General features: G+C 48.0%; 14 protein-coding genes and 2 tRNA genes. 14 read left to right on the top strand and 2 right to left on the bottom strand.

The features are described 5' to 3' along the window. The first annotated feature begins 16 nt into the window (after positions 1-16). The 3 genes from GWK75_02665 to GWK75_02655 all read left to right on the top strand — a co-directional run bounded on the left by GWK75_02665 (position 17) and on the right by GWK75_02655 (position 2,054). Positions 17-823, top strand: a complete 807-nt coding sequence (locus GWK75_02665) for a hypothetical protein (GenBank protein ID QHU91344.1) — start codon at positions 17-19, stop codon at positions 821-823. After that, positions 820-1,371 carry a 16S rRNA (guanine(966)-N(2))-methyltransferase RsmD gene (rsmD, locus tag GWK75_02660; protein QHU91343.1) on the top strand — a complete coding sequence of 184 codons (552 nt, stop codon included), beginning with the start codon at positions 820-822 and terminating at the stop codon, positions 1,369-1,371. The genes GWK75_02665 and rsmD overlap by 4 nt, the downstream gene beginning before the upstream one ends. Before the next feature lie 290 nt (positions 1,372-1,661). Next, entirely contained in the window at positions 1,662-2,054 is a 393-nt protein-coding gene (locus tag GWK75_02655; GenBank protein QHU91342.1) for a hypothetical protein, read from the top strand. Between the two features lie 174 nt (positions 2,055-2,228). Here the strand turns inward: GWK75_02655 and GWK75_02650 are convergent, their stop codons facing one another. After that, positions 2,229-2,936: a TVP38/TMEM64 family protein gene (locus tag GWK75_02650; protein ID QHU91341.1), complete on the bottom strand. Its 708-nt coding sequence runs from the start codon at positions 2,934-2,936 to the stop codon at positions 2,229-2,231. A gap of 123 nt (positions 2,937-3,059) precedes the next feature. Next, positions 3,060-3,144, bottom strand: a tRNA-Leu gene (locus GWK75_02645). 97 nt (positions 3,145-3,241) lie between these two features. On the opposite strand from GWK75_02645, the gene GWK75_02640 reads away from it, so the two are divergent. The 11 genes from GWK75_02640 to GWK75_02590 all read left to right on the top strand — a co-directional run bounded on the left by GWK75_02640 (position 3,242) and on the right by GWK75_02590 (position 15,509). After that, positions 3,242-4,867: an FAD-binding protein gene (locus tag GWK75_02640; GenBank protein ID QHU91340.1), complete on the top strand. Its 1,626-nt coding sequence runs from the start codon at positions 3,242-3,244 to the stop codon at positions 4,865-4,867. 76 nt (positions 4,868-4,943) lie between these two features. Continuing rightward, positions 4,944-5,030: transfer RNA gene (locus GWK75_02635), tRNA-Leu, on the top strand. 273 nt (positions 5,031-5,303) lie between these two features. Next, a complete protein-coding gene (locus GWK75_02630; protein QHU91339.1) occupies positions 5,304-6,017 on the top strand; it encodes a hypothetical protein in 714 nt (237 codons plus the stop codon). Between the two features lie 231 nt (positions 6,018-6,248). Beyond that, the gene (locus tag GWK75_02625) at positions 6,249-6,779 is read left to right on the top strand and encodes a TrmH family RNA methyltransferase (protein QHU91338.1); all 531 of its coding nucleotides are present in this window, start codon (positions 6,249-6,251) and stop codon (positions 6,777-6,779) included. A gap of 176 nt (positions 6,780-6,955) precedes the next feature. Next, on the top strand, positions 6,956-7,309 hold the full coding sequence (locus tag GWK75_02620; protein ID QHU91337.1) for a hypothetical protein: 354 nt from the start codon (positions 6,956-6,958) through the stop codon (positions 7,307-7,309). Positions 7,310-7,466: 157 nt separating this feature from the next. Continuing rightward, positions 7,467-8,819, top strand: coding sequence for a histidine--tRNA ligase (locus GWK75_02615; protein ID QHU91336.1), 1,353 nt, complete (start codon positions 7,467-7,469; stop codon positions 8,817-8,819). 38 nt (positions 8,820-8,857) lie between these two features. After that, entirely contained in the window at positions 8,858-9,460 is a 603-nt protein-coding gene (locus GWK75_02610; protein ID QHU91335.1) for a prepilin-type N-terminal cleavage/methylation domain-containing protein, read from the top strand. A 41-nt stretch (positions 9,461-9,501) separates the two neighbouring features. Continuing rightward, on the top strand, positions 9,502-10,788 hold the full coding sequence (gene tig, locus GWK75_02605; protein ID QHU91334.1) for a trigger factor: 1,287 nt from the start codon (positions 9,502-9,504) through the stop codon (positions 10,786-10,788). 72 nt (positions 10,789-10,860) lie between these two features. After that, positions 10,861-11,463: an ATP-dependent Clp protease proteolytic subunit gene (locus GWK75_02600; protein ID QHU91333.1), complete on the top strand. Its 603-nt coding sequence runs from the start codon at positions 10,861-10,863 to the stop codon at positions 11,461-11,463. Between the two features lie 170 nt (positions 11,464-11,633). After that, positions 11,634-11,837, top strand: coding sequence for a hypothetical protein (locus GWK75_02595; protein QHU91332.1), 204 nt, complete (start codon positions 11,634-11,636; stop codon positions 11,835-11,837). A gap of 315 nt (positions 11,838-12,152) precedes the next feature. Continuing rightward, positions 12,153-15,509, top strand: coding sequence for a DNA-directed RNA polymerase subunit beta (locus GWK75_02590; GenBank protein ID QHU91331.1), 3,357 nt, complete (start codon positions 12,153-12,155; stop codon positions 15,507-15,509).

Genomic DNA, 15,509 nt, shown 5'->3' with positions numbered 1-15,509 from the left:
ATGGTATAATGGTCGCATGTATGCAGGCACGACGATGAACCGAAGGTCCGGTGATTTTATCGGTGTTCACCAAAAAATTGATCGGATCGCACGACGTAATCTCAAGACATTTCCCGGTGTCGGTCCAGGCTTTCCTGGCATCGAGGAAATTCTCCACTTTGAGGGAAATAACGGCCCAGATGGCATCAAGCGAAAGAGCCCGAGTGTTGACGAGCCGTGGCACTATATTGATCCCACTAACCCAGACGACCGCGAGCTGATTACGATGATTTGGGACCATCATTACAACCTTGTCGAGGCGTTGCGGGCGCGAAACCAACAGAGGGCGGCCTTTGAGGCGGCTTGGTTGGCTCATGCAATCACAGACGGCTTGACGCCAGCACATCACTATCCGCTTGGCGACAAGATTGAGGAACTTTGGGGTAAGCCAAAAGAAGAGCGTTTGTCGATTCGTGAGAAAAATGTCATTATAGGCGTAAACCGACGTGATACAATCAGCAAGAACTGGGAGTATTGGGGTGCAAAAGGCGTTTTCTTGACACATGGATTGTTTGAGCTTGGGGTTGCGACTAGTATTAAAACGACGAGATTCCCGAATTCAGAACCAAGCCTCAAGTGGCTGAAGCAAGCCGACGAAAAGGGCTTAGAGCAGGTTTTTCTCGATGCGATGCACGAAATCTTTGCATTAAATATGTACGAAACGTTTTGGAAATATGGCTGGTCGGCAAAGCTCGCCAGACAGACTCGTCAGGTGCTGATTCCACGCATCTGTGATGTCGTTTCATACGCATGGTATACGGCGTATCGTGAGGCTGGATTGTGACCCAGATTCGGGTCATAGCTGGAAAATACGGTGGACGCAAGATTGATGCGCCAGATTTTTCTAATTCTCGCACCAAGCCGATGGGTGAGCGAATCCGTAACGCGATGTTTAATCGTATCGGTGAAGAGATTAGGGGTGCTCGCGTACTTGATGCATTTGCTGGTACCGGCTCTGTTGGACTCGAGGCGTTGAGCCGTGGCGCATCATTTGTTACCTTCGTTGAACGCGACAAAATTGCGCAAAAAATTTTACAGAAAAATGTGTTATCGCTAGGTACTGAAAATGAATCAGAAATTATTCGTACTACTGTAAATAATTGGCTGGAAACAGCAGAACCTGAAATGTATGACATAATTTTGGCCGATCCGCCATACCACGATCTGCAGTTATCCACAGTCAGTAGGCTTTTTGGGCTTCTCAAACCAAAGGGGCTTATGGTATTATCTCACACAGGAAGAGGTGAGGGACCAAATCTAGAAAACAGCATTGTTGTGGTGGACAATCGTAGTTATGGAAATGCTACCCTCACTTCTTTCCGCCGAGAGTAAGCAAGTGTCGGTCTAAAATCTGTAACGCATGGTTTTATTGCTCAGGGATGCCTGAGATTTTTTGTTTATATAGAAAGTCTAGATTGACATATACTTAAGAAGATGATACAATAAGATGACCTTTTTGAATACTATTTGAAGAGGGGTTGATTGACAAGCGGGCATTACGAGATGAGACTTTGCTTTTTGCGGAGGTAGCGAGAGGCAAGGCCTCATCTTGTGTCTCCGCCATCAGGGCGACTGACCAGTAGTAATACAGGCACTTGGCCTAGATGAGGAGAAGGAAATACATGTCGTACAACGATTCGCCACTTTCTTTAGCGGAGCTTTTTGTTCAGGTCGGCCAAGGTTGGATTAAAACTCTTGATTTGCTTACCAAGTGGTCTCTATCCAGCCTAGATGCCCTGGATGAGATTCGCATTCTTGATGCGAAAGGATGGTCTGGTCTGGAGGTATGGGAGTTGTTTTTGGCGTGTGGTCAGAGTCTTGAAAGATTCCGTTATCACGTCACGACAGAATTGCCAGATCGGGATACAGGTAAATTGACCCTAGTATCGGGCAAGTACGCTCCCGAGCCTGGTGATCAAGAGTTCTGGCGCAAACGGGTGTACGGAACACCCGGATCGTACTGGGCACTAAAAACTCCGCCCCTAAAAGCGGATTATGAATATCCGATTACGTAATTTTATGAATATGACAGGTGGGCGCATGACATGCGAGCTTGCGTGTCTTTTTCCTAAAAGCCTGCTTGTCATATTCATTTTATTAACCAAAGTAATACTACCGAAAAACTAGAGGTACTTATAGTAATTAGATAAATTTATCCCGTTTTTGGGATTTTTTCATTTCTGAGTAGGTTAAGTATCGTCTGACTCATCTTCACGAGTAAACTGTCGTGCCCACTGTTTGATGGTGTCACGTTGCCAGTAGGCGATCGCCGCTCCTATGACTAGCAGAACGACTACCGAAACTATTAGTGAGGTGTTGGCCTCACCAATCCCAGCACCCAAAAAACCTGACAAAATATAGCCTGGTGCACGACCTAGAATGGTGATGATCACTAGCGTGCGAATCGGGATTGCGCTTAGTCCGGCGAGGTAGCAGATGATATCGTCAGGAAAGCCTGGTAGCAAGAATATGAGGAAAAACACCATCGGACCGGCATTTTTGGTCAGGCGATCAAACTTTTTGAGGTGTTTTTTATCGACAAACCGTTCGACAAATGGACGACCGAGTTTTCGAGAGAGCGTAAAGACAAGAAAACACCCTAGCACCGAGCCCACTAGCGAGTAGAGAGTGCCTAGCCATGGGCCAAATAGACTACCAGCGATAACACCCGCTACTTGTCCAGGAATTGGTGCGAATACAATTTGCAAAAATTGGATAGCGATAAATACCAGTGGACCCCAAATGCCAGCGCGCTCAACTGCACCTTTGATACGAGCATGATCACCAAAGAACGCTGTGATTGGTTGCCAGTAGATTGCGACGATAGCAACTATGATTGCTAAAGCGATGAGTCCAGCAGTAATTTTTCGCCAATGCTTTTTCGCTAACTCTTTCATAACTCTATATTACGCTATCTTGTGAATTTACGCTCCAAAAACTACCACTCGCCTCTGTCAAAAATACGCTAGCCTATATATCAAAATAAACAAAAAGCCGAGCGAGCGCTCAGCTAATTATTTTGGTGCGGATGAGAGGACTTGAACCTCCACGCCCGAAGGCATATGCTCCTAAGGCATACGTGTATACCAATTTCACCACATCCGCAAAATCGATACTGGCTCATTATAGCAGAATGCCAGGCGGATGAAAATACCGCACGCTTATGCTAAAATATAGAGCAAATGCTAACAAAGAGGGGATTATGAGTAAAGTTGCGGCTTACTTGAGAGGGCATATTACTGGCGAGGTCAGCACGAGGGGCGATGTTCGCTCGGCACTCGCAAGCGATACGGGTGTGCTAACGGTTAAGCCAGAGCTGGTGATTTATCCCCGAACAACCAATGATATCCGTAAGGTAACACGGTTCGCTTGGCAGCTTGCCGAAAAAGGTCACACTCTGCCGGTGACGGTTCGTGGTGCGGGTACGGACAGTACGGGTGCGGCAATTGGTAAGGGTGTGGTCATGGTAATGCCGGCCCATATGAACAGGATATTTGAGTATGATGCTAGACAAAAGTTGGTTCGTCTGCAACCTGGGGCAACGGTGAGCGCATTAAATAGTGCCCTGGCACTACACGGTACGGCTGTTATGTCGCTGGTAGGCTCGTATCCATACGGTACGGTAGGCGGAGCAATCGCTAGTGCCGTATCTGGTATGTACGCCGGTAAATATGGCCCGATTGCCCAGGCGATTGATCAGCTCGAGGTGGTACTCGCCAATGGTGATGTGATTCAGACGGGGCGAATCAGCAAAAAAGAGCTAAATCGTCGCAAAGGTCTTCAGGGCTTTGAGGGTGATATTTATCGTGGGGTGGATGGTGTTATAGAGGAGTATGCCGATGTGCTCGATCAGTTACGCGAGAATGACGCTGTAGGCTATAGTGCCGTTGCTGATGTCAAGCAAAGAGATGGTAGTTTCGATTTGACACCGCTGTTTGTTGGTTCGCAGGGCACACTAGGTGTCATAAGCGAGATGATTATGCGGGCGGATTTTCGTAGTTCTCATATTGCGGTGGCGGGACTTGTTTTTGCGAATGCTAATGCGGCACGTGATGCGATTGATGATTTAGTGCGCTTAAATCCAGCTTTTCTCGAGTATTTTGATGCGACATTGTTTGAAACGGCTTCTGCAGCCGGGCGAACCTATGGTTTTTATAAAGAAGCGTCGGACTCGTTTAAGCCAGCAAGCGTTGTGATTATTGGATTTGATGATTTCAATAGCCGACATCGAGAAAAAGCGCTAAAAAAACTCAAGAAGCTGTATGCAAATAATCAAGAAATTAAGTTGACTGTTGCTGACGACGAGTCGACAGATGAGCTGATTGCGGCGCTTGATGTAGCACACTACACATCGCTTCCAGACCACATAGATACCGCTGGGCCGGCCTTGTTTTCAGGGTTTTCGGTATCGATGGCCCGACTAGATGAGTTTATGAAGTCGCTTGCTGATTTTGAGCGTAGTGAGCATATCAAACTTCCGCTCTCTGGGCACATGACTACGAATATATTCTCCATCCACCCGACACTTTCGCTTCATAGGGTTGCTGACAAACAAAAAGTGTTTAAACTGCTTGACGACCTGACCAAACTAGTTTATGTGCACGGTGGAACAATGGTCGCCGAAGGTGGCGAGGGTCGTCTCAAGACTCACGCAATTTATACTCAGCTCGATGAACGAGTGGTTGAGATGCATCAGGCGGTACGGGCGGTTTTTGACCCCTTGGGTACGCTAAATCCTGGGGTGAAGCAACCGGCGAATGTCAGGACACTAGCTAGTATGTTGCGTAAAGACCACGAGGGTGGACAACTGGCGCGATTCGGTCTCTAGAGGTTTTTGTATAGCGCAAGGCTGATTAACCTGATATAATTACTGATGATTGCGTGATATTTTTGATGCAATTTATGCGGATGTGGCGGAATTGGTAGACGCGCTAGCTTCAGGTGCTAGTGCCAGCAATGGCGTGGAGGTTCAAGTCCTCTCATCCGCACCAGATTAGGCTTTGAAATAACCATCCTCACCATAGGGTGGTTATTTGTTAGATAGACAATGAGTGTGTGGTTGACTTTATGGCAAGAATATTTTACAGTAAAAGACATCTTTCGTGAGGCTTCTCCGAGAGTGTTGATTGACAAACGGATGACACGAGGCGAGATTTTACTTCTGTAGTTACATTAGAGAAATAAAACCTCGTCTTGTGTGTTATAGGAATACGCACGTCCCTTGGTGATGGCAATACCGCCAAAGACGGGGAGAAAGTTAAAAAATGAGTACTGCTGCCATGGTGTCGATTGGCGAGCTTTCGAAGGCGAGCGTGCTTGCTGCTTTGTATAATGCATCTGCACCCGTGGGCGTAGGGTTTGTAGAGGCTATAACTGGTCCGGCGGTAATGGACACAGCTAGCGCCCAAAATTATATCGACCAAAGGAAAGGAAGCCTTAAATTCGATTATGTGTACGGCAGGCCGATCAAGGTTGACCTGACGGGAGACAGCTTCGATCCGAGGCTGTACGACTGTCGAAATGGCGGCGTTGGTGTCGCGCGACACATCGTGGAAAAGCTGCGTAAATCGAATGAGGTGAGCTCATCGTACGCACGCATGATTCACATGACAAATCTAATGAGCGCCCTGTACGATACGCGGGAGGGTGTCTCAAGCCGAAGTTACGAAGGTGCTGCCGCACTTTTTATGGTGCGGGAGTTTAGAACTGAAAAAGTGGAGCCAGATTTGAATCTGGCAGACCTGCCGGAGTCTCCTGGATTTGAGACCGGCGATGATCACCTTCGTTGGTCGGCAGATGAGGCTATTAAATACTACGATGAAGACCCAGATCTTGCGGCCGTAGTCTTTGTGGAGCTTGTGAAGTTGCACAAAGATACGGCGTGGATCGCTACGCACGAATGGACCGCCGCAATACTAGCACGAGGGTATGCCAGTAAGACAGATATGCTCCATGCCATGAAAGGCTTTAACATCTAGTCTAGTGCAGACATGACGAGCAGATGAGGTGTGGGTTCGGTTGTTGTGGCTCTATGTAGCTGTGAAAAAAAACTATTCCTATCCCATCTGTTTGTCATGGTTGCTTCCATAACTGTGTAGTTATGCTGATGAGTCCAAAAGGACGAAAAGCAAGTAAATTAAATATGTGTGGTGATAGAACAGGGGTCTTTTGGTCGCATCTAATCAAGGTGCTGTATAATTCCAAGGTATATGCAAGATACACGCAATGTTGTCGATAAATACAAGGGTAAGCCCATGGAAGAGATTGTCGCTGATCTCGACAGGCACGGGGTGTCGCTTGAGGTTGCTATAGATAACGTAGAGCGAGACTTCAATATGGGGACGATTGTTCGAAGTGCCAATGCATTTGGCGTGAGGACGATACATATCATCGGTCGTAGGCAGTGGAATAAGCGCGGAGCGATGATGACGGATAAGTACCTGCATGTAGTGTATCACCCGACTGTTGAGGCATTTTTTGAGGAGATAGGGCAAAAGACGGTGGTTGCGGTTGACAATGTCCCAGGCTCGATTCCATTGCAACAGGCGTCGTTACCTAGTGATGTGGTGCTGATATTTGGAGCAGAAAGTCTAGGTATACGACCAGAGCTGTTAGACAGAGCCGATCTGATAGTAGCGATCGAGCAATTTGGTAGTACGCGTAGTCTAAATGTTGGTGTCGCGGGAGGAGTCGCCATGTATGAGTGGGTCAGGCGAAACCATATCGCTCCGACAGGATAACGCTCTTACAGAGGTAAGATTGCTTTTTTATGATAAATATGTCAAAAAGTATTGACAAAATATAATACATATGCTAATATTAGAACATCCAATCAGTTAGAGCGACAGCTCACTGGTTGGCACATTAACAAAGTTACCCACTAGCAGCCCCTAATGAGGGGCGGAAGGAGGCCATCATGGCCAAGAAGACTGCTATTCACCGCAGCAACCCCAACGCACATGCTGCAGAGATGGGGAGGTTCTTGGTCTGGGCCAAGGACCACCCCAAGGAAGCCTGGGAACAGGCTATTGAGGAGAGGGAAAGTAAGCCATGGATGCTGAGGGCCCTCCGCTCGCGCGAAGGGGAGAAGGTCAGAGAGTTGATCAGGTCGATCTTTCTGGAGGACCTGATGAAGGCAGAGGCCAAGCTGGCGTCTTTCTCAAAGCCTAGCCCGGCTCGCCGGCCAGCGCAGTTGGCCGTGGAAGCGGCGCGCCAGTGCTACGTCGAAGTCCAGGCAGCGCTGAGCCCTCGGCGCCGGTATCGTAAGTAGTGGGTAACCTGCCCCCAGATATGACAGAAGTCTATATCTGGGGGCACTCACTCTTTTTTTGCACCCGTAGATGGGTGTTTTTTGTTTTTTGAGATAGTGATAGAAATTATGCTTATGCTTGCTATTTATACTAAAACATGCAAAAATAATATCTATTATGGCGTCATTGTCTACCGAGTCTTATAAGGGTGCGCGTGATTGGTATCCTGAGTCAATGCGACTTAGGGAATATATTTTTCGTACCTGGCGACGGGTGGTGAGGCGTTACGGATACGAGGCGTACGATGCGCCACTGATCGAGCCGATAGATGTCTATGAGGCAAAAAGCGGACAAGAGCTGGTGAGTGAGCAGACTTATAGCTTCGTTGACCGAGGTGAGCGTCGGGTGGCAATTCGTCCTGAGATGACACCGAGTGTCAGTCGGATGATAGCAGGTCGTCAGCAGGAGATTCCGATGCCAGCACGGTGGTATAGCATAGGTCAGTTTATGCGCTATGAGCGACCACAACGCGGACGTGAACGCGAGTTTTGGCAGTTGAACTGTGATTTGTTTGGTATCGATGGTGCGATGGCAGAAGCAGAGATTATATCGATGGGTGCCGATATCATGAAGGCATTTGGGGCTGATGATGAGATGTATACGATTCGGATCAACAATCGGCGGATAATTAATTTCATGATGGCGCAGTATCTAGAGCTTGATGCGGTACAGGCGCAGTTGATGATTCGGCTGTTTGATCGCAAGAACAAAATTGCACCAGAGGCGTTTCGTGATCAAGCGATCGAGATATTTGGCAATGGAGCGGCAAAACGGGGCTTACAAAAGCTCGCTCGGCTGGTGGCGGCAAAAACTATGGCTGATTTGCCAGAAGAGATCCGTGATAGTGAGGCGGTTCGCGAAGTTCAAGAGTTGTTTACGTATCTTGAGCGCGCGGGTATAAAAAATGCGATTTTTGATATCACGCTGATGCGAGGGCTTGATTATTATACTGGTACGGTGTTTGAGTTTTTTGACACGCATCCGGAGAACACTCGGGCATTGTTTGGTGGAGGGCGATATGACGGGCTAGTCGGGCTGTTTGGTGGCGAACCTGTGAGTGCGGTTGGGTTTGCACCTGGGCTGTCGATGATGGAGTTATTTTTGACGACGCATGATCTTGTGCCGTCGTTTAGCAGTACCACAGACATCTATATGATCGTAATCGGTGACAATCTGCGTGGCGCGCAGAAAGTTGCGAGAGCTCTCAGGAATGAGGGTGTAAATGTCGAGCTTGACTTCACGGGGAGAAAGATTGATAAACAGCTAAAAACAGCCCTCAAAAAACAGATCCCGTATCTGATGTTTGTCGGTGATGAGGAACTGTCAGCCGAGGTCTATACGTTGAAAAATATCGCCACAAACGAAGAAAAGAAGCTGAGTTTTGAGCGAATCGTGACGACAGTGTCTGACTATCGGGGGCATCAGTCACGTGGTGATGATGAATTTGATATTTCTGATCTATCGGCGTAGTCCTTGACCCAGCATAAGCTTTTTGCGATAGTAAACATATGAAATCGCGTATACGCAGAGGATTTACGATCGTGGAATTACTTATCGTTGTGGCGGTTGTTGCTATTTTGGCGATCGTAACGGCGACAATCTACCTGAACACGCAGGTGCAAGCACGTGATACGCATATGCGTGATGGACTTGATAAATTTGCCGACGCTATTATGCTCTGGAGCTCGGGGCATAAAGGTGCCTTGCCGTATGGCGGTAGCGGGACGACATATGATGCGACTACCCAAAACTGTGCAAACCCGATGAATAATCGTGTCGAAGGGTGGCAAGATGCGGGCGTTTACTCGTCGTCGTGTACGATCGGTGATGTCATGGTGAAATTAGAGTATTTACCAAAAGATTTTTTCTCGAACTTGTCAAAAGTTACCTCTAAACCGTCGTTATTCATGGTTCATTCGTGTACGAGCGATCCAGCTGGACGAAAATTTATCGTCATGACTTCACTCGAGGATCCAGACGAGAAGGATAGGGAGCATTTCAAAAAAGAGCATGAGCGGTGCTTTACGACCCTGCCGTATAGCGGCGCGGGGACGGCCGACTACTTCCGCTCAACTTACAATATGCAGATCGCGACAACTGTGAGCCTATAAGTGGTAGCAAGCTAACGGGCGGTGTGTTACAATGAACACATATGAACACTACAGTCAAATATCTATCCGACACACGTGTCCGAGCGACGATCAAGGTCGAAGCGACCGAACTAAAAGCAGCTGAACAGGTTGCCCTAAAGAAACTATCGAAAACTGTCAAGGTAAATGGATTTCGCAAGGGCCATGTGCCACTTGAGGTGGTGAAAAAGAATGTCGATCCAAATGCGCTGGCCCAGGAGACTCTCGAGAATGCGTTGAGCCGTGCGGTTGCTGAGAGTTTCATCGAAAATAAGCTTCAGGCGCTTGAGCGCCCAGAGGTGGAGGTCAAGAAATTCGTGCCTGGTGAGTCACTTGAGTTTACGGCCGAGGCCGATGTGCTGCCAAAGGTCAAACTTGGCGATTACAAGAAGCTAAAAGCGACAGAAAAGAAGATTTCGGTTGCTAAAAAAGATGTCGATGAGGTGGTCGAGCGAATTCGCAAGAGTATGGCTGAGAAAAAAGAAGTCAAGCGCGCGGCTAAATTGGGTGACGAGGCGGTGATTAATTTTGTTGGCAAAAAAGACGGTGAGGCTTTTCCTGGCGGTACGGGTAATGATTATCCACTTGAACTGGGCTCTGGTTCGTTTATCCCAGGCTTTGAAGAGGCAATTGTCGGACTAAAGGCGGGCGACAAAAAAGATATCGAACTGACATTTCCAAAAGATTATCACGCGCCTGACCTAAAGGGCAAAAAGGTGGTATTTGAGACGACAGTCAAAAAGATCAATGAAAAGGTACTGCCAGAACTAAACGATGAATTTGCTGCCAAGACTGGTCCATTTACATCGATGAGTGAGCTGACGGCAGACATTAAACGCGAGCTAGAGGCACAAAAAAAGCGTGAGGCAAGCGACGAGCTAAAAGATAGTTTGGTCAAACAGCTGGTTGCCAAAAGTAATGTAGCTGTACCGGCGGTGCTTCGTGAGGATCAGGTTAGGTCAATCGAGCAGGATCTGATGCAGAATCTGATGTATCAGGGTCTTTCGATCAAGCAGTACTGGGAGCAAAAGGGCTACAAAGACCGCGACGCCTGGGTGAAGGCTGAGGCAAACGAAGCGGCTGACAACCGTATCAAGGCTGGTCTGGTGCTTTCGGAGCTGTCAAAGGTGCTAAAGATTGAGGCGACAGCAGATGAGCTAGCCGATCATCTGAATACGTATCGTAAACAGTATGCTAATAATCCCGAGATGGCCAAGCGATTCGAGGAACCTGAGGTTCAGCGAGAAGTCGCTAACCGCCTGATCACCGAAAAGACGGTAGACGAGCTAGTGAAGCTCAACACCAAGTAGCTTCAGCTGTAAGTAAAAATAAAATTAGCACTCCGACTTGACGAGTGCTAATTTATTATCTAAACTAATGATATGACAAAACCTAGCAATTACCTCGTCCCAAATGTTATCGTTCGCACTCGTGACGGTGAGAGAGGGTACGACATCTATTCACGACTTTTAGAAGATAGGATTATTTTTCTCGGCGAAGGAGTAAATGAGCAGACGGCAAATGTCGTTGTGGCACAGCTGCTTCATCTGGCGAATGAAGATCCTGACAAGGATATTCAACTCTACATCAACAGCCCGGGCGGGAGTGTCTATGATGGGCTTGCGATCTACGACACTATGCAGTACATCAAGCCTGATGTGCAGACGATCGGGATCGGCTTGCAGGCTAGTATGGGAGCATTTTTGCTTAGTGCTGGCGCTAAGGGTAAGCGGTTTGTTTTGCCAAATGCACGTGTGATGATCCACCAGCCGTCAAGTGGCACTCAAGGTAAAGTGACGGATCAAGAGATCAGCTTGCGTGAGGCTCTCGAGATCAAGGAGAGGTTGGCGACAATCATGTCAGAAAACACTGGTCAAGAGCTAGACAAGATTAAAGCTGATATGGAGCGAGATTTTTGGATGAGTGCTGAGGCGGCAGTGAAGTATGGGCTGGCTGACGAGGTCATAGACTCGACAAAAAAATAAAATTGTGATACAATATAAAGGTACCGTCCTACTATCGAAAGGAGAAGTGGGTGTCTGCCCTATACGGTATAGTGTTGGCGTTGCTGAGTATAGCAACGGTTATTGTCATGGTTGGGTCCGCAAAGCTATCCTTCGATATGTTTTGGATGGTCCGTTCTCATATAATTCCTATGAGCGAGGAGGATACGTACAGCATTCAGGCTACAGCTTGGCGTCATGTTGCTACGGTAGGGGGCACCCTAGTCGTGCTTTCTCTTGTCAGCATGAGCTGGATGAGCGGTACGTCTATTCCGCTTGTAGGTATGATAGTAGGGGGAGCTATCTACGTCGCCGGTCGCGAAGGCCACTTCGTGATGGAAAGAAAGAGTAGATAGGGCGCGCCCGGTTTTTCTGTAGTTGTTTGTCAACTATGGAAAAGCCGGGCCTTTACTTTTTTGTTCCAAAAAAACGATCAAAAATAGGTCAAATATTGTTGACAATTCCACGGCATTTTTGCTAGACTAAACACTAATGAAGATTGTGTAACGTGGGTCGATGATGTACTACGCCTGTGGCGTGGCGTTTTAGTATGTGAAAATCTACGTTAAGTAAAGCTTCGGCGCCAAGCCTAGCAACGAGGGACGACCCACCACTGTTGCTACGCAAATAATATCTACCAAACTAATACTCTTGTGAGAGAGGGAGTATCTATGCCAAAAGCCACTAAATCGGCTGCGGCTCCAGCAACTCGTGTGTTTTTCACCGAAAATGACACTGCGCTGGAGGTGCCAAATCTACTGGCCCACCAGAAGGAATCTTGGAAAGATTTCATCGAAACGGGACTGAGCGAGATTTTTGCAGAACTCAACCCGATTGAGGACTACACCGGACAAAAACTCGAACTACGCTTCAAGGACTATTCGTTCCAGGAGCCAAAAAACAACGAGCATTTCGCCAAGGAAAATAACCTTACGTTTGATGCGCCACTTCATGTCAATGTTGAACTGACAAACAAGGTCACTGGTGAGGTCAAGGAGCAGGAGATCTACCTTGGTGATTATCCATGGATGACTGATCGCGCGACGTTTATCATAAATGGTACTGAACGAGTTGTTGTCAGCCAGCTTATTCGCTCAGCTGGAGTATTCTTTACCGCTGAAAAAGGTGTCGGACGCAACCTCTACAGCGCGAAGTTGATCCCAGGTCGTGGCGCTTGGCTAGAGTTTGAGACAGCCGCAAACGGTGCAATTTACGTAAAGATCGATCGTCGTCGAAAGATCCCTGTTACAACCCTGCTTCGAGCGCTTGGATATAGCAAGCTTAGCGAGATTAGGGATCTGTTCAAGGATGTAGATACCGGTGAAATCAAGTACATCGAAGAGACACTTGAAAAAGACCCAAGCCATGGTGTAAATGAGGCACTTATCGAGGTTTATCGTCGTCTTCGTCCAGGAGATCTGGCGACTGTCGATAACGCTCGTCAGATGATCGAGCGTATGTTCTACGACTTCAAGAGATTTGATTATAGCCGAGTTGGACGCTACAAGATGAATCAGCGCCTCGGTCTAGATACGCCAAACACTGCCGAAAACCGCGTATTTAAGCTCGAGGATTTGGTAGCGATCATACGCGAGTTGATCCGCCTAAACAATACTCAAGAAGCTGGCGACGACATCGACGCTCTCTCAAATCGTCGCATCAAACTTGTCGGTGAACTTGTCGCACGTCAGTTCCGTGTCGGTATGCTACGTATGCAGCGTAACGCGATGGATCGCATGAGTATGAGCGATATTACGACGGTTACGCCATCTCAGTTAATCAACGCTCGTCCTGTAGTGGCGGCGGTGCGTGAATTCTTTGCTAGTTCACAGCTATCTCAGTTGCTTGACGAGGTGAATCCAATTTCTGAACTCTCACACAAGCGCCGACTCAGTTCAATGGGTCCTGGTGGCCTCTCTCGTGAGCGTGCTGGATTTGATGTCCGTGACGCGCACCCAACCCACTATGGTCGTATCTGTTCAGTTGAGACACCAGAGGGTGCCAACATCGGGTTGGTGCTTAACCTCGCTACATATGCTCGTATTAATGAGTATGGTTTTATCGAGACGCCATATCGCAAGGTTGAGAATGGTCGAGTTACTGACGAGATCGTCTACCTGGATGCATCGCAAGAGGTCGCAGAGGTAATCGCTGACGCTGGTGCTGAGCTCGACCAAAACGGTAAGTTCGTATCTGATCGTGTTTCGGCACGTAAGTTCCTCAAGCCGGGCTCGGTTGATGTTTCTGAGGTTACTTATATGGACGCTGCTCACAAGCAGATCCTCGGTTCAACCGCAGCGCTTGTTCCATTTATTGAAAAGAACCGTATCGACCGTTCATTGACAGGTTCAAACATGCAGCGTCAGGCTGTTCCATTGCTTGTGCCAGAAGCGCCTACGGTCGGAACTGGCGTTGAGGGTACGGTAGCTCGCGATTCGAGTCAGCTTATCGTCGCTGAAGGCGACGGTGAAGTGGTACGCGCTGATGGCGATGTTATCGAAGTTCAGTACAAAGATGGTAAGAAATCTTATGAATTGATCCACTTTGCAAAGAGCAACGATGATCGTTGTGTTAACCAGAAAGTACGAGTTGCTCGTGGCGACAAGGTTGTAAATGGCGATATCTTGATTGAGGGCATGTCGATCGCTGATGGCGAGCTAGCACTCGGTAAGGACCTTGTCGTAGCATTTATGCCATGGGCTGGTTACAACATGGACGACGCAGTGGTTATTTCTCGTCGTTTGGTCGAGGACGACACTTTGACCAGTATCAATATCAAGGACTACAATGTTGAAGTTCGCGAAACCAAGCTCGGCCCAGAGATCGTTACTCGTGATATCCCAAATGTTTCTGAGGATAGCCTGCGACACCTTGACGAGAATGGTATTGTTCAGCTTGGTTCAGAGGTAGCGGCTGGAGATGTCTTGGTCGGAAAAATTACGCCAAAGGGTGAGCAAGAGCTAAGCTCTGAGGAGCGTCTGCTTCGTGCAATCTTTGGCGAAAAGGCTAAAGACGTTCGCGACACTAGCCAGCGTATGAATAACGCTGGTGGCGGTAAAGTTGTCGGCGTAAAGATATTCTCGCGCGAGAATGGACATGAGCTCAAAGCTGGTGTTTTGATGCAGATTCAGATCTTTGTTGCACAGTTGCGCAAGATCAGTGTCGGAGACAAGCTGGCTGGTCGTCACGGAAACAAGGGCGTTGTTGCCAGGATCCTGCCAGTAGAGGATATGCCTTATATGGCAGATGGCACGCCAGTTGACATCGTGCTTAACCCACTAGGTGTTCCGAGCCGTATGAACCTCGGTCAGCTATTTGAGACGCACCTCGGTATGGCGGCACGCACACTTGGATATAAGGTTGCGACCCCTCCATTTAATGGTGTGCCAAATGATGTTATCGAGAGTGAGCTCGTAAAAGCTGGATTTGCGCCAGACGGCAAGAGTCAGCTCTTTGATGGCCGCAGTGGCGAAGCCTTTGAGGAGCGCACTACTGTTGGTGTCATGCATATGATCAAGTTGCATCACATGGTTAGTGATAAAATTCACGCCCGCTCAACTGGTCCGTACACAATGGTCACCCAGCAGCCACTTGGTGGTAAAGCACAGAATGGTGGTCAGCGATTTGGTGAGATGGAGGTGTGGGCGCTTGAAGCATATGGCGCGGCAAGCACGCTTCAAGAAATGCTTACGATTAAGTCTGACGATGTCTACGGACGTGCAAAGGCTTATGAGTCAATTATCAAGGATGACATCATCACTGGTCCAAAGCTTCCAGAGAGTTTCAATGTTCTCGTCAAGGAGCTCCAGGGTCTAGGTCTGCGTGTTGACTTGGTTGATGAAAGCGGATCAGAAACCGACGCTGAATCAATTATCGAGACGAGTGGTCCAGCAGATAAATCAGTGCCCGTGATTGATGATGAACCAACCGAACTTGTTCTCGATGAAGCTGATGAAATTGGCAACATCGATGATGGCATGAGTATCCAGGATATTGATGAAATAGATGAAATTAAGGAGGAGGCGTAA

Source organism: Candidatus Saccharibacteria bacterium oral taxon 955 (genome assembly GCA_010202265.1).
GTDB lineage: Bacteria > Patescibacteriota > Saccharimonadia > Saccharimonadales > Saccharimonadaceae > Saccharimonas.
This window is presented reverse-complemented; position numbering and strand designations above follow the sequence as displayed.

What these genes read in the sequence shown, in the direction of transcription:
- GWK75_02655 (QHU91342.1), top strand. Translation starts at nt 1,662, where the DNA reads ATGTCGTACAACGATTCGCCACTTTCTTTAGCGGAGCTTTTTGTTCAG.
- GWK75_02620 (QHU91337.1), top strand. Translation starts at nt 6,956, where the DNA reads ATGGCCAAGAAGACTGCTATTCACCGCAGCAACCCCAACGCACATGCT.
- tig (QHU91334.1), top strand. Translation starts at nt 9,502, where the DNA reads ATGAACACTACAGTCAAATATCTATCCGACACACGTGTCCGAGCGACG.
- GWK75_02595 (QHU91332.1), top strand. Translation starts at nt 11,634, where the DNA reads ATGAGCGAGGAGGATACGTACAGCATTCAGGCTACAGCTTGGCGTCAT.
- GWK75_02640 (QHU91340.1), top strand. Translation starts at nt 3,242, where the DNA reads ATGAGTAAAGTTGCGGCTTACTTGAGAGGGCATATTACTGGCGAGGTC.
- GWK75_02665 (QHU91344.1), top strand. Translation starts at nt 17, where the DNA reads ATGTATGCAGGCACGACGATGAACCGAAGGTCCGGTGATTTTATCGGT.
- GWK75_02630 (QHU91339.1), top strand. Translation starts at nt 5,304, where the DNA reads ATGAGTACTGCTGCCATGGTGTCGATTGGCGAGCTTTCGAAGGCGAGC.
- GWK75_02615 (QHU91336.1), top strand. Translation starts at nt 7,467, where the DNA reads ATGGCGTCATTGTCTACCGAGTCTTATAAGGGTGCGCGTGATTGGTAT.
- GWK75_02650 (QHU91341.1), bottom strand. Translation starts at nt 2,936, where the DNA reads ATGAAAGAGTTAGCGAAAAAGCATTGGCGAAAAATTACTGCTGGACTC.
- GWK75_02625 (QHU91338.1), top strand. Translation starts at nt 6,249, where the DNA reads ATGCAAGATACACGCAATGTTGTCGATAAATACAAGGGTAAGCCCATG.
- GWK75_02610 (QHU91335.1), top strand. Translation starts at nt 8,858, where the DNA reads ATGAAATCGCGTATACGCAGAGGATTTACGATCGTGGAATTACTTATC.
- GWK75_02600 (QHU91333.1), top strand. Translation starts at nt 10,861, where the DNA reads ATGACAAAACCTAGCAATTACCTCGTCCCAAATGTTATCGTTCGCACT.
- GWK75_02590 (QHU91331.1), top strand. Translation starts at nt 12,153, where the DNA reads ATGCCAAAAGCCACTAAATCGGCTGCGGCTCCAGCAACTCGTGTGTTT.